The organism is Chthoniobacterales bacterium, assembly GCA_035274845.1.
Lineage (GTDB): Bacteria > Verrucomicrobiota > Verrucomicrobiia > Chthoniobacterales > UBA10450 > AV80.
Map to the genome: position 1 here is coordinate 1 of DATENU010000015.1, position 13,473 is coordinate 13,473.

General features: G+C 57.9%; 11 protein-coding genes and 1 rRNA gene. 6 read left to right on the top strand and 6 right to left on the bottom strand.

What is annotated here, in order from left to right; translation table 11 throughout:
* From VJU77_09650 to VJU77_09660, 3 genes are all read right to left on the bottom strand, one after another.
* Positions 1-374, bottom strand: a 16S ribosomal RNA gene (locus tag VJU77_09650); the annotation flags it as partial.
* 524 nt (positions 375-898) lie between these two features.
* Entirely contained in the window at positions 899-1,804 is a 906-nt protein-coding gene (locus VJU77_09655) for a hypothetical protein (protein ID HKP03609.1), read from the bottom strand.
* Positions 1,805-2,450: 646 nt separating this feature from the next.
* On the bottom strand, positions 2,451-3,821 hold the full coding sequence (locus tag VJU77_09660) for a hypothetical protein (protein HKP03610.1): 1,371 nt from the start codon (positions 3,819-3,821) through the stop codon (positions 2,451-2,453).
* Between the two features lie 415 nt (positions 3,822-4,236).
* Here VJU77_09660 and VJU77_09665 point away from each other — a divergent pair, with 415 nt between their 5' ends.
* Positions 4,237-4,947: a response regulator transcription factor gene (locus tag VJU77_09665; protein ID HKP03611.1), complete on the top strand. Its 711-nt coding sequence runs from the start codon at positions 4,237-4,239 to the stop codon at positions 4,945-4,947.
* A gap of 111 nt (positions 4,948-5,058) precedes the next feature.
* Here VJU77_09665 and VJU77_09670 read toward each other — a convergent pair whose 3' ends face one another.
* From VJU77_09670 to VJU77_09680, 3 genes are read right to left on the bottom strand one after another with little or no spacing between them, the layout of a single operon-like run.
* A complete protein-coding gene (locus tag VJU77_09670) occupies positions 5,059-5,640 on the bottom strand; it encodes an isoprenylcysteine carboxylmethyltransferase family protein (GenBank protein ID HKP03612.1) in 582 nt (193 codons plus the stop codon).
* A 3-nt stretch (positions 5,641-5,643) separates the two neighbouring features.
* Positions 5,644-7,365, bottom strand: a complete 1,722-nt coding sequence (locus tag VJU77_09675; protein HKP03613.1) for a hypothetical protein — start codon at positions 7,363-7,365, stop codon at positions 5,644-5,646.
* A 57-nt stretch (positions 7,366-7,422) separates the two neighbouring features.
* Positions 7,423-7,908, bottom strand: coding sequence for a hypothetical protein (locus tag VJU77_09680; GenBank protein HKP03614.1), 486 nt, complete (start codon positions 7,906-7,908; stop codon positions 7,423-7,425).
* A gap of 257 nt (positions 7,909-8,165) precedes the next feature.
* Between VJU77_09680 and VJU77_09685 the strand changes: the two genes are divergently transcribed.
* The 5 genes from VJU77_09685 to VJU77_09705 all read left to right on the top strand — a co-directional run bounded on the left by VJU77_09685 (position 8,166) and on the right by VJU77_09705 (position 13,468).
* Positions 8,166-9,281, top strand: coding sequence for a hypothetical protein (locus tag VJU77_09685; protein HKP03615.1), 1,116 nt, complete (start codon positions 8,166-8,168; stop codon positions 9,279-9,281).
* Positions 9,282-9,749: 468 nt separating this feature from the next.
* Positions 9,750-10,928, top strand: coding sequence for a pentapeptide repeat-containing protein (locus VJU77_09690; GenBank protein HKP03616.1), 1,179 nt, complete (start codon positions 9,750-9,752; stop codon positions 10,926-10,928).
* Positions 10,929-10,930: 2 nt separating this feature from the next.
* A complete protein-coding gene (locus VJU77_09695) occupies positions 10,931-11,932 on the top strand; it encodes an NrtA/SsuA/CpmA family ABC transporter substrate-binding protein (protein ID HKP03617.1) in 1,002 nt (333 codons plus the stop codon).
* Positions 11,933-11,952: 20 nt separating this feature from the next.
* A complete protein-coding gene (locus VJU77_09700; protein HKP03618.1) occupies positions 11,953-12,741 on the top strand; it encodes an ABC transporter permease in 789 nt (262 codons plus the stop codon).
* Positions 12,722-13,468, top strand: a complete 747-nt coding sequence (locus VJU77_09705) for an ABC transporter ATP-binding protein (GenBank protein HKP03619.1) — start codon at positions 12,722-12,724, stop codon at positions 13,466-13,468. The genes VJU77_09700 and VJU77_09705 overlap by 20 nt, the downstream gene beginning before the upstream one ends.
* Positions 13,469-13,473 lie beyond the last annotated feature (5 nt).

Sequence of the window (13,473 nt, forward strand, 5' to 3'; positions counted from 1 at the left end):
CTCGACTGCTGCCACCCGTAGGTGTCTGGACCGTGTCTCAGTTCCAGTGTGACTGGTCGTCCTCTCAGACCAGCTACCCGTCATAGCCTTGGTGAGCCGTTACCTCACCAACTAGCTGATAGGCCGCGGGCTCCTCAAAAAGCGCCAGGTTGCCCCGGCTTTGGATTCAGAGAGATGTCTCCCTTCACCACATGCGGTATTAATTCGCCTTTCGGCGAGCTATCCCCCACTTCTCGGCAGATTGCCCACGTGTTACGCACCCGTTCGCCACTAAACTTTCCACTGTATTGCTACAGCGGAAAGTCTCGTTCGACTTGCATGTCTTATCCACGCCGCCAGCGTTCGTTCTGAGCCAGAATCAAACTCTCCGTAAAAATTTGGAGCCCCGATTGCTCGGGGACAAAGTTTGAACGCCAATGCCGCTAAGCATTGGCATCTGACCATTCTAATCCGTCACGGTCCGTGGACCGCGACAGGTTCGTTCGATCAATGAATCTTTTGCCAATCGTGAGACCGGCCAAAGTTTTTAATCAAAGAAAACTTAACGAATAACGCACAATTCAATTTTCGCTGACTTACTTCACCTTTTGGATCCGCCAAATCCGTCGTGATACGAATCCAAAATCAAACTGTCAAAGATCACCGTTCCCTGTTCCGGTACACGACACAATCCGATCCGATCAGCTGACTGATGAAACCGGCTCGCCCATGAGCCCGAAGAGAAGAACATCCCGCAGGACGCGGGATCCGCATTTCAGCGGGACAGCAACATATTGCGCCGGGTTGGACCGTCAAACGAAAATATTGCACTTTTCGCAGATTTTTTCGGCGGCCGCCGTGGCCCCCGCGAAGCAGATCATCCGCGACCGCGCAACCGATCCGTTCCGCTGAAACCGAATCATACGATCTGCAGCACGGTTGCTGCGTGGTCCGACATCAGGCCTGCTGCGCCGCTGTCGAGCGTGTTAGTCGCCACGCCGGGAATAGGAAGCGCGACACCGCCGGGGGCGATTGGGACCGGGGCCGCCGGGGAGAGGTCCGAATACCAGTAGTCGTAGAGGTTGCCATTCCACGTTGTCCCCCCAGCCATGGCGCCGGGCGGGGTGGCGGCTGGAGCGGCGCCGACAGCGTAGCAAGTCGCAATGCCCGTCCGCGGTGTGCCCCGAATGATGGGAGCAACGTTGAAATCCCCACCGAGAAAGACGTGACCGCGCCCGCCAGCCATCGCGGGGTTGGCTCGCATGAGGGCGAGGATAGCCGGAATCTGCCCCGCGACGAGGATCCGCTGTTCGACGAATGTATAGAGGTTGTGGAGGAACCCCACCCCGAATGGACCGGTCGCCGCGGAAGTGACTACGACATAGACAACCCCACGATAGTCGGGCGTCGCCGACGGAGGCACCGCCTCGGACCATTCTGGCGACGGTGGACCCGGACGGGCAATGTCGTGAATGAGGTTGATTGCCTGCCCACTCGCCTGCAGAAAAATTCGCCCCACCGAAGCGAGCGCGACGCCGGCGATGCCAATGCCGATGAATTCGGGCCCTCTCGCCAAGGCTGTTATCCCACATGCAGCGAGGACTGCAGGTTGGAGCCCCAGCCAATTGAAGAGATTTGGCGCGGGCCCGCTGAGCGTGACACTCGCCGTGCCGTTGTTAACGATTTCGGTCATACCACCCACGCATATCCCGCCGGCGCCGGCCAGGCCCACGGCGATGGCGCCAAACGCGCCCGTGTAGGACGCATTTCGAGCGGGCGCCGCACCCCCGAAGTTGCGCATGTTTTGATGGAAAAGAAACGCCATGGCGATGAGGCTCTTGTCGATTGCGCGAAACCGGCCGCGGGAAACGCCGCTCCCCGCGTTGGCGGGTGGATCGCGCTCTGATGGTTTACGTCAATTCAACGGGTTGCGTGTGGCCGCGGCAGGAAGACACGAGCGTCGGCCGTGAGTTTCCCGATTGTTCATGGAAGAGCTCCGGTCAGGGTCCACACGGTGCCACTGTCCATGCTCTGATTTAGAACGGAGATGGCTCCGTTACTCGCCCCTCTTTGATTGTTTGGGTCCGTCGTTCGCTGAACGGAATTTGCTATCATCGCTGCCGCGACCGTGCCTCCTCCGATTTGAACCTGGATGTTCGCGTCGCCCGTTGCGGTCCGGCCCTGCATGTCGATTCGGGCAACGCCGACCTGATGCAACGTCCCGGCTCCACGCCCCAGGTCGGCAAAGTTGAGTTGTGCGATGACGGCCTGACAATCACGTCGCTGGGCTTGATTAGGGACTACTCGTCCCCGGATCACGTTACCTGTGTTTGTTTTGGTTAATGGCATATGAACGCTTCAGATTTCGTTGATTAAGTAGGGGTAAGTTGTGCTCGCTCCGCGTGGCCGCCCGGACCTTCATACCCGGGCGGCCATGAACGGCGGGAAAGAGCGTCTGGACTCGAGTATGCTTAGCTTCCGAGCTGTTGGCTCATGACGCCGAGAAGGATGGGCAGCGTGCTGGTGACAGGCCCAATGGTCACCGTGGCCGAGGCATCATCCCACTTGATGTTCTGCTTGGTTCCGTAAGTCGAGACGCTTGCGGAGCCGAGCGTGAAGGGTCCGACCCCGATGGACACACTGGCCTGCGCCTGCCAGGTATTCTTGACGTTGCTGTAATCGCTCGCCTCCATCTTCAGCGTGATAGTCGGCTCGAAGCCGACAACGATCGAGTAAGGCAGCCGTGCCAAAGCGCCGGTCGGGCCGAAGAAATCGGGAGCACCGGTTCGGAGGCTGTTCTTATACAAGTCAATCAGGCTGGCATTGTCCCACCAAAGGCCGGGCGAAATTGAAAAAACCCCAAACCCGGTGAAGGCGACACTCAAGCTGAAATTCGAACTCGTCGTGTTGATACTGACGCGCTGGCCGCTCGATGAGCCCGAACCGCCAATCTCGAAAAAGTCGCCGAGCCAACTCGCATCGACGGAAGCATTCCAGCCGAACTCGCTGTAGTCGAAGGTTTCGCTCGCCGCCGTTACGGTAATAGTGCCGCCAGCGTTATTTTTTCCCTGGACGCTCGCCGTTTGCCATTCGCTATATTTGGCACCGAAGGCTTCGAGCGTATAGGACGGGACGAATGTGGAAACAAGCGTCTGTGGTGAAGGCGGCGGAGTTTGCCCCGGCAGAACCGGCGAGCTCCCGCTCCCCGGCGGCGCGATCGTGACCAGGTCCGCAACCATATTATACGGATTCTGCAGCGTGATATCCGCTGCTCCGCCCTGGACGCCGACTTTATTCCGGGCCGCCTGTAGTTCGCTGTAGCCCGGGCCATAGGCTTGGTTCAGAAGCTGGCTGTAAGAGCTCTGCGCGCCGATAAGAGCGTTATAGGCCGATTGATAAACGGGATAGTTTTGGACGGCCCAGGTCGAAAACGCCACGCTGGACCCGGAGGCAGTTTTGAAGTTGGCCCAGGCGGTAAAGGCGTTGGTCTGGACGGTCAGGAAGTTGTTTTCCGCAGTCGTTAGGTTTCCGGCAGCGAGGTTGATCTGGCTTTGCAGATTCGGGTTTACGTCTCCCTGGAGCTGAACCCAGTCCAGGAAGGTCGCGTAGGAAGTGACCAACCCGCCCGCGGGAGCGTAGGCGGGGCTGTTCGCCGGGACAACGTTTCCGATTTGGTAGATGTTGTAGTTGCTCACTCCCGGATCGCTGTTCGCGAGGTCCACATTGAGGGTGGTGGGCGCGGCGCTGAACTGCTGGCCGTCGCCGATTCCATTCGGGAACGCGAGCGCCTGCAGGGCGCCCATCCATTTCTTCCATAGATCTTCTGTGCTGATTGTAGGCATATAGTGGGGTTTTCGTGTGTTGTTGGGGTTGCTCTTGTTTCTCTCGTTGTGTCTTACGGGAGTTGTTTTTGCTTTCTGGGGGGAAAGGTGACGTTCTCTTGATGCGGAGAAAGCAGCCCGATGCGAAAGCGATCTGTCCTGCCGCGGGGCGATTGGGCAAGAACCGGAGTTCGCCGAAAAGGGACGGGATGTCTGCACAGGCAAGTATTCGGAGGAGGAAGCGGTGCCTCGGGAGCCATGGGGCGGTTGCAGGCGGGGCGTTTGGAGGGGCTGGGGATCACGGATGCCAATCATCCACGGGCAAACGCCGATGGCTATCGGGAGAAGCGTCCTATTTTCGTGTAGGTGAAAAGACGCAGTCCCTAGGGCATTTTGGATTGCCGCGCTGCGGCGCTGGACACCTTATTTTCGGAATATGGCAGAAGAAGTACCTCCCACGAAGGCTGCGGGGAAAAAGAGTTCCGCGGCCCGCCGCACCGCGCGTGTGCTGGTGGTGGATGGCGAGGCGATCGTGTGTGAGGCGATCGTGCAGCTCATCGCGGGGCAGACCCGGCTGACGGTATGCGGGAGGCTGACCGAGGGACGCAAGCTCGTCCAGGCCGTGGAATGCAACCGGCCCGATCTGGTGCTCTTTGACCTGATGTTAAAGGACTGCGATGGGATCGAGACGCTCAAGCAATTCAAGATCCTCTTTCCCATGGTGCCGGTGCTGGTGCTTTGCGGGCGCACCGATTGCGCAAGTGTCGAGCGCAGCATGCGGGCCGGCGCGGGGGGCTATGTGGGGAAATGGGAGACGGCGCGGGAGCTTTTCGAGGCGATCGAATTGGTGCTCGCAGGTGAGATGCGGCTGAACCCGAAGATGCAGGTGTTGCTCCTCGGGCGGCTGCTCGCCCCGGCGCGCCTATCGGCGGTTGGCCGTAGCGATCCTTTGCAACTGACTGAGGGAGAGACCCGGATTTTTGCGCTAATCGGCGCAGGCCTGCGGATGCGGGAGATCGCCACCCGGCTGGGTCGCAGCGTAAAGACGATCGAGGCCCACCGGGAACACATCAGGATCAAGCTCGGGCTTCGAAATAGCGCAGAGGTGACTGAGCGCGCCACGCACTGGCTGGACCACAAGACGTGACAGCGCTGGACGGCGGGCAGCCGGGTCACGCGGATGAACTCACCAGGTGGCGGCCTGGCGATGGGCGGGCGCGTCTTGCGCCTTTGTCCCGCGTCGTGAGACGAGGCCGGATCAGTACATGAATGGCACGAGCCGCTTGGTGCGCCTCATGTATTCTGCGTACCGCTCTCCCAGCGCCCGCGACAGCGCGTCCTCCTCCACATTCATTCGCCGAACGAACGCCACGAAAATCGGCACCAGCACGATCGCCATCGCCACCCAATTCCACAGGGTCAATGCCCAGCCTAGAAACGCCAGCAGGACCCCCGAATACGACGGATGCCGGACCCACCGGAAGGGCCCCCGCTGCACCACTTCATGGTCTTTCTCGACGACCACGTCCACGGTAAAAAATCGCCCCAGGGTCACGATCGCCCACCACCGCACCGCCAGGCCCGCCGCGAACAACCCCACCGCCAATACCCGAATCCAATCCCTGTCCGGAAAATCGAACAACCCGATTACGCCGGACGCGAGCGACCTCGACCGGGCCACGAAAATTCCCGCCGTGATGCTCACCGCGATCACAACCCAGATCATCCCCAGAGTGCTCTTGTCCTGTTTCGTCCCCGTCTTGCTCCGCGAACGCCTCGTGGTCGTGAGCAAAACCTCCGACGCCAAATAAACCAGCCCCAGTTTTAGCGACAGCGACACTTCTTAATTCTTCCTTCTTACTTCTTCCTTTGCGAACGCGCGCACCTGCGCGAGTTCCTTCCGCTCGTCTCCCGCCTTCGCCGTCTGCGCCGCCAGCTTCGCGTAATACCGGCGCGCACTCTCCGTCTCGCCCGCTTTCTCCGCCGATTGCGCCGCGCCGAGCAAACCGCGAAACCGTCCCGGATAAATCTTCAGCTCCGATTCAAACTCACGCTGCGCTTCCTTCGCCTGCCCGAGTTCCAGAAGCAGCCCGCCCAATTGTTCGCGCACCGGCACCAGCGCACCCGGCGAAACCGGATGCTTCCCGAGCAAATCCTCCGCGTCCGCCGTTTCGCGCAAAATCTTCACTGCCTCCTCCGGTTTGCCCCGGACGCACGTCACCCAGGCCGACGCCGTCTTCATTTGCAGGTCGAGATGTTTCTTGAAGTAATCGAACTTCGGGTCCGACGTCGCGTCGCGCAGTTGTTTCATCCGCTCGATGGCTTTCTCTGCGCCGGCGAGATCGCCCGTGTGGGCGCGCCCGAGCGCATGCGCGTATTCGATCAACGCTTCCATGAACGGAAACGACGACCAGTGCGGCACGTTCGGGATCGCGAGCGCCGCGGCGGCCTTCCAGTCATTCCGCTCCAGGGCGTAACGCGCCGGGATCGCCGCCAGCGCATACGCGGCCGTGAATTCCATCTTCGGGTTCGTTTCGCGCACCGTCGCCGCGAAATCCACGATCTCCTTCGCCTTGTCGTCCCGGCCTTCCTGCAAATACGAATACGCCTCGTAATCGATGGCGTGCAGCTCCTCCGCTTCGGTCGCCGCGCGCTGCCGCACCTTTGCATACGCGCGCGACGCCTCTGCCGAAGCCCGGTTTGCCGCGACCGATTCCTCCCACATCCCGAGCCGCGTGAAAATATGCGACGGCATGTGCAACGCATGCGGCACCCACGGCGCGATCGACGCATAAACCTGCGCCGCGGACAGCCCGCGCTCCGCCAGCGCCGGGTAATCGTAACTGTGAATCAGGTAATGCGTGATCCCCGGATGATTCGCATTTTTCTTCCGCAAATTTTCCAGAATCCGCGCCGCTTCGAGCTGCTTCGAAAGCGTTGTGTCGCTGGGCGTGGCGTAACCGACCGCCAGGATCGCGAGCGAATAAAACGTCTGCGCTTCCATGTCGTCGGGGTTTTTCTCCGCCAGTTCACGCATCTCCTTCTCGTAAGCCAGCGCGCGTTCCCGCGATCCCACCGGCCCATGACACGATTGCCCCACCGCGCCCGACGCCGGCCCATCCGCTGCGTGATAATAAGCGTGGAGCGCCGCGATAAACTTCTTCTCCCGCCCTGTCGCGCCGGAGCCTTGGCGAAGGCGGATCATTTCGTCGGCCCGGTCGATTGCCGCTGTGCCGGCGGCCATCTCTTCTTTTGTCGGCGGCGTCCAGATCGGGTGCCACCACGTCATCGCGATGCCCCATTGCGCCATCGCACATTTCGGATCCTTCTCCGCCGCCGCCGTGAAGATTCGCCGGGCCTCCTCATAAAAGAACGAGTGCAACAGCGCCACCCCTCGCTCGAATTCCGCCCGCGCCGCCGCGTCACTCGAGATCGGAAACTCAATCTTCCCTGCCGCCCTCAAATCCCCCGGTGCGGGCGCGCTTGAATTCTCAGCCGCCGCCAGACCGCTCCCGCTCGCCGCCGCCAAAAAAAGTACACCCCAATAAACTCCCCGGATATTCATTCCTCGGTTCCTCCCCACTTCTTCCTTCTTCCTTTTTCCTTCGTACTTTGCGCCGCGCTACTTCGCGGCCGCAACACTGTTCAGGATCGCCGTAATTTCGTCGGCATATTCCGCCATGCCTTCGCCCCGCTGGATCAGCATCACGCCCTGGTCCTTCGTCACTTCCAGCGCGGTCAATGTGATCTTCATCGTCTTCCCATCGCTCGTCCGGCCATCGTCGGTCACGGTCACCACGTTCATCCCGTTCAACGTCGATTTGGTATCCTTATACGAATCGAAATCCGGCTTCACCTTGAGCAACGCCCAGGCCTTGTCGTTTGAGGGCCCCAGCATATCGGGCCGCGTGACGATCACATCAATGAGCGCACTCCCATCCTCCGCGCTCGCCGTGATCGTCTCAGCACCTGCGCTCGCCTTCCAACCTTCTGGGAACGTGATCGACGCCACCGGCTTGTCTGCCGGAATTTTCACGGAGGTCTGCGCGAGCAGGGCAGGGGAAACAAACACAAAAGCGAGCGACACCGCAGCAATCAATGTTTTCATAGTTTCCCAATGGCGTAATCGCTCGCCGACCAAATGTAAATCCCGGCGAAGGATTTTCGATTCTCGATTTTCGATTGGAATCTCGACGCCTTTCTCCCTTCTCAGTCTTCCAACTTCGACATTGGATGTTGGGCGTTGGACGTTCGGCGTTTTCTTCCCCGTCTCCACCTCGCCCCCTTGTCACGCCGTAGCCCCGCCTCGCGGGACGAAAGCGGATCGCCCCTTGTGCTACGTTCTCCGGTCAAGCCCAATCAGAAATGCACGTCACACGTCGCATGTCACACGTCACTGGCCCCGATCTCATCCGAATCAAATATGTGCCGGCCGAACCGAAACACCTGCTCCGTCCTCTCGCTCTCTTTTGGGCCCGGCTCGGTTCACTCCAGATTTATTTCGTCGCCGTTCTCGCCATCGTTCTCGTCCTCGCCGGCCTGGGACTCTGGCACCTCGTCTCCCCGTTGAAACAAACCGAACCCGCCACCGCCAATCCGTCGATTGCCAAGGCCACACCCCAACCCGAGCCGCCCACAAAGCCGTCGCCGTCTGCGGCCGCCATTGCTCGCATCTCGCCCGGGATCGAGTCAGCTTCGCCCACTCCCGTCTCTCCCGCGCTCGAGCGACAAATCGCCATCATCGACCTCACCCAGGAAGAACGACGGGGACCACGCGGCGAAGAGCTCGTCATCGGAACCATCGGGCTGACTTCCCGCACTGACGTAGAAAAGAGCAACGTCGAAATCGCCGTCTTCTTTTTCGACCTCACGCCGACCAACGAAATGCGCCCCACCAAAGCGCAGGTCACCTACCGCTGGCTCACCCCCATCCGCGACTGGAGCGACCCCGAGCCGAAATATCTCGCCGCCACCTATCTCAAGCCGCCATCCTCGCTGTCACGTCGTAGCGCTTTTGCGAAGGCGGATCCGCGCCGAATCCCCGACGACCTCCGTTACGGCGGCTTCATCGTCCGCGTCTATTCCGACGGCAAACTCCAGGACGAACGCTCCCAGCCCGAAACCCTCATCAGCCAATTGCGCCCCAACGCGAGCCAGCAACCCGCCGGCCCCTCGGTCGCTTCTGTCAGTCCGCCGCCCCCTGTCGTTGCTTCGCAAGGTCCGCCCGACTCTCCAACCAATCACCAATCACCAGTCACCAATCACGCTTCCGTCCCGCCTCCGGCGCAATCCTCCACCATTCACCAATCACCAGTCACCGATCACGCTTCCGACTCCCTTCCCAATGGAATCCTAATCCCTGGAAAACCCGGTTTCGTCTCCAGCCCGTACGACCCCAAATTCCTCATCGACGTCCGCGGATTTCCTCCTGGAACTTTGGTCATCGATCCGAATACAAATAAACCGTTTCGTGTGCCTTAGCCGCAGTCGCTTTTTGCCCGCCGCCGCTGCCAGGCCGACTCGTCCCGTCGTAGGCTTGGCGAAGATGGAAGCCTTGGGGGAGGAGGGTTCACCCTCAATTCGCCGTATCCGCCGCCGAACGGATTCGCCGCGGCGAACCTCGCCAATTCCACCGCCCGGCACCCTGTCAACGATCTAGCGAACAGACTCTTTCGAGTTCCGTGCAACTTTCCTGACGAATGATTTTCCAGACCGATCTTACACCGTTGCTATGGATTGGCATTACAAGAGCCTGTCTCCGGCTCCGGAGTTGTCACAATTTTTCTTGGCAACATCGACCAAGACCACTACAAGGGCGCTAACGACTGGGCGCCACCGGCCATTTCCCCAACCCCATAATTCGAACCCCCTCATGAACGATAGCGAGCGGCAGCCTTATTCCTCCATGGTCGAGCGCTCGAGAACTTGTATAGCTCGCATGGCTGCCGCATGCGTCAAAACGCCATGTTTCAGCCGAAAAGCGTGAAGACGTTTCCGGTAAAATCAGCAGCACCAGCCGCAGCGGGCACCCTTCGCCGACTCGCACAGCGAATTGCGGACGACTTTCACGAATTGGTCAGGCTATCGCAGAATCACTTAAACCCGAGCGCATGGAAGAAGGTGCTCAATTACGCGGAAAAAGCGTTAGCCATTTGTGGTGTGATCGCTGCAGCCATATTTGCCTGGGAACAATTCCTGGAGGGTCGAGCTCAAAACACCAAATCATTGGTCGAAAGTTCGTTCGCCTCCGCGAGGGAACAGTTAGCTGCCTCATCTCCAGCGATACGCGCTAGTGCGGTGCGCTCGATTTTCGAGCTATCATTTACCGAAACAATCGCCGAGCCCAGCTTGCTTAAGGGGTTTCCAGGTCAGTATACCTGGAATTGGATGCTACGTCGACGCGACTTTCCAATGCTCGAGCGCGGAAAAAGTTTGCTGAAGGAATTTGCATTATCAGATCCGATTCCCAACGATGCTCCAGAAAATATTGTTTCGTCGGCTTTGCTTTCCGTCGGCCTAGATATATCCGAAAGGGAATCGCGCATGCGCGGGGTCAGTTTTGTATCAAATCCCGGCCTTTTGCTTCACAGGGCCAATCTCCCTAGGGCGAGGGCCAATAATCGGACACTGGATGATATTGATTTTGGAGCTGCCGACTTTTCCCAGGCAAACCTATCGGGATGCAGACTTAAGCGAGTGGGATTCACTGCAGCTCGATTGCAGAAGGCGGTCTTTAATGGGTCTATCCTCCTGGAAGCAAATCTCCTTCGGGCCACAGCATCCGGATGCGATTTCTCGTTCGCGAACCTAGAGGACGCCGTCTTAATGCAAGGCGAATTAAGTCATGCCAAGTTTACGCGCGCGACACTCAGTGGAGCGGATTTCTCGTTGGCAATGCTTCGAGAGGCGACATTTAGAGGCTCTGTCGCCGTCCGCGCCAAATTCAAGGAAGCAAATCTTCAAAGAGCGGATTTTTCTCAAGCAGATGTCGCTGCCGCAGATTTTAGTGGCGCCGATCTCGATGAAGTAGATTTCCAATTCACGACCGGTTTAGAGACTGCGAAGTGGGAGGGAGCTCGCCATGCAGACACAGCAAAGTTTCCCGCCGGTTTTCGTCCGAAACTTTAGTGATGAACAATACCACAGAATCCATGAACAAACTACGAACAGTTACATGCGCGCTCGCGCTACTTGGGTCGATAATGTTTTTTATTGTAGTCGGTTGTCGACAACATCAGTCGGAGCCGAAGGAGATTACGATAGGTACTTTCTCGAGGGCGATTGATTACGCTCCCTATTACGTGGCGAGGCATTTCAAGTGGTTCGAAGAACAGCTTCAGGCGACGAGCGCTGGCATAACGATTTCTTACCGAGAATTTGGCAGTTTCCCTGAGATTGCGCAAGGTTTTCAGGATAATACTCTGGGCGCTTTCTTTTCGGCAGAGGCTCCCGCGACTATCTTGCGAGCGCAGCCCAACGACATTCGCGTCGTTGAGGTGGGTTGTACGCTGCAACAAGAAGTTGTCGTACGCCGTGACTTGCCGGTGAAAAGCGTAGCAGACCTACGTGGCCGTAAGATTGCGGTGCTAAAGGGAACGAGTTCCCACTACGGTTTGCTGAATATCCTTAAAGCTAACGGCCTCAAACCCGAAGACGTCACAATTCAAGATGTGCCCCCTCCAACTGCACAAGCGGCGTTCCAGTCGGGGGACATTGATGCATGGGCAGTATGGCCCCCCTTCGTCGAGGAACAGGAAGTCAGCGGAAAGGGATTGGTCCTGAAGGGAGGAGACGCCGTAATTCAAAGCGTCATGTCGGAGCCTCAACGACTCATCAGCACTCAACGTGCGGTCGCCCAAGCGTTAGTCGCGGCCATTCAACGGGCCAAAGACTGGATACAGGCAAATCCCGAAGAAGCAGTGAGTATTGTCTCGAAAGAGTTAAAAATCGACCCAGGGATTGTGAAGCTCGCATGGCCGAAGCACAATTGGGCTGCAACGTTATCCGAGAATGTTACTGTAGATATTGAGGCGAAAGCAAAGTTCCTTTCTGAGCAAAAAGACCTCGTTCGTAATAACCAGGTAGTAAACGTTCGGACTGATTTGCTAGACACAAGCTTTGTCCGGAAATGAGAGCACGGCGCATACGACGCATGTTCGTCGATATCGGAGTGCTCATTCTTTTGCTGCTGGCATGGCAAGTGGTATTCTCTTTTCATGTACTGCCGGAGCGATACTCGGTAAGCCCGGCAACGGTGTTTCAGCGATTTCTCCGCGAGCGAAATGCGATTTTTGCAGCGACAGTCGTGAGTTTGACCCGATTGCTGGCGGGGGTAGCTCTGGGTGCTGCCATAGGGGTAGCTCTCGGGCTGGTCGTATCACAGCGTCGCCATCTTGAAGAGTGGGTTACACCGCCAATTCAATTGTTCGCTCCGATTCCAATTATCATTTACGCGCCATTCCTTGTGCTGTTCTTCGGATTGGGGGAACTGTTTAAAGTAGTACTGATCGGGCTGAGTGCGTTTTTTCTTTTGTTTCTTCAGACACTTCACGCCGTTCAGATAATCGGTCAACCCTACATAGAAGTGGCGCGCATCTATGAGAAGACGCGCTGGAAGGTTCTCAAAGATGTGGTGTTGCCCGCTACGTTGCCGTCGATTCTTGGAGGAATACGCCTCAGCTTGATATTCGGCTGGGTGGTCCTCGGGTATGCGGAGAAGGCAGCTGCGACACAGGGCAAAGAAGGCCTTGGGTACTACGTTTTGGACAAGGCTTGGTTTGGACTTGTTGAGGAAATGCTCGCAGGAGTAATCGTCCTAGCGGCCATCGGGTTTTTGCTGGATTTGGTGATGGCGATCCTTCAGCGCAGAGCGGGAAAGTGGAGCGACTCGGTAGAGTCATGGATGGATGAGGTTGTCACGAATGAGCCATCTACAATTTAATGTGCAGTCGATGGCATTCGCGGGTGAGCGAGAATTGATTAGGAATTTTGAGTTGAGCCTTGAGCGAGGCGAATTCGTATCGTTTTTAGGCAAGTCAGGGGCTGGTAAATCGACGCTGCTAAGAATAGTGGCCCGACTTGAGACACGATTCCGCGGCAGAGTCGAACTGGAAGGAGCGGAGTTGAAAAGGCCTAGTCGCAAGGTTCAAATGGTCTTTCAAGACTATAGATTGTTGCCGTGGAAGACTGTTCGCGAGAATCTCGACTTCGCTTCAATCGGTGGGAGTGCGAAGTGGTTAAGCAGTATCGATACGTGGTTGGGGGGCACTGGGCTTAATGAGCATGCGATGAAAATGCCAAAACAGCTGTCCGGAGGCGAGAAAAGCCGTGCAGCTTTCGCTCGCGCACTGGTAAATCCTCCGCAGGTGTTACTGCTAGATGAACCATTCGCCGCTTTAGACCCCGAGACGCGGTTCGATTTACAGGATACATTAGTCGCGGCTTTGAACGATCAGCCGATTACAGTAATAATGATTTCACACAGCATTCGTGACGCTGTATTCTTGAGCGATAAAGTTCATTTGCTCGAGCAGAACCCACTGCGTATCGCTCGGACATTCACGGTATCGCAGAAAAGGCCGCGCCAGCGAAGTGACCCAGCTCTAATACAACTGTCGGATGAAATTGCGCGGGCGCTTCGTCCGACCGACGGTTCCGCGAGCGATTGACTGTT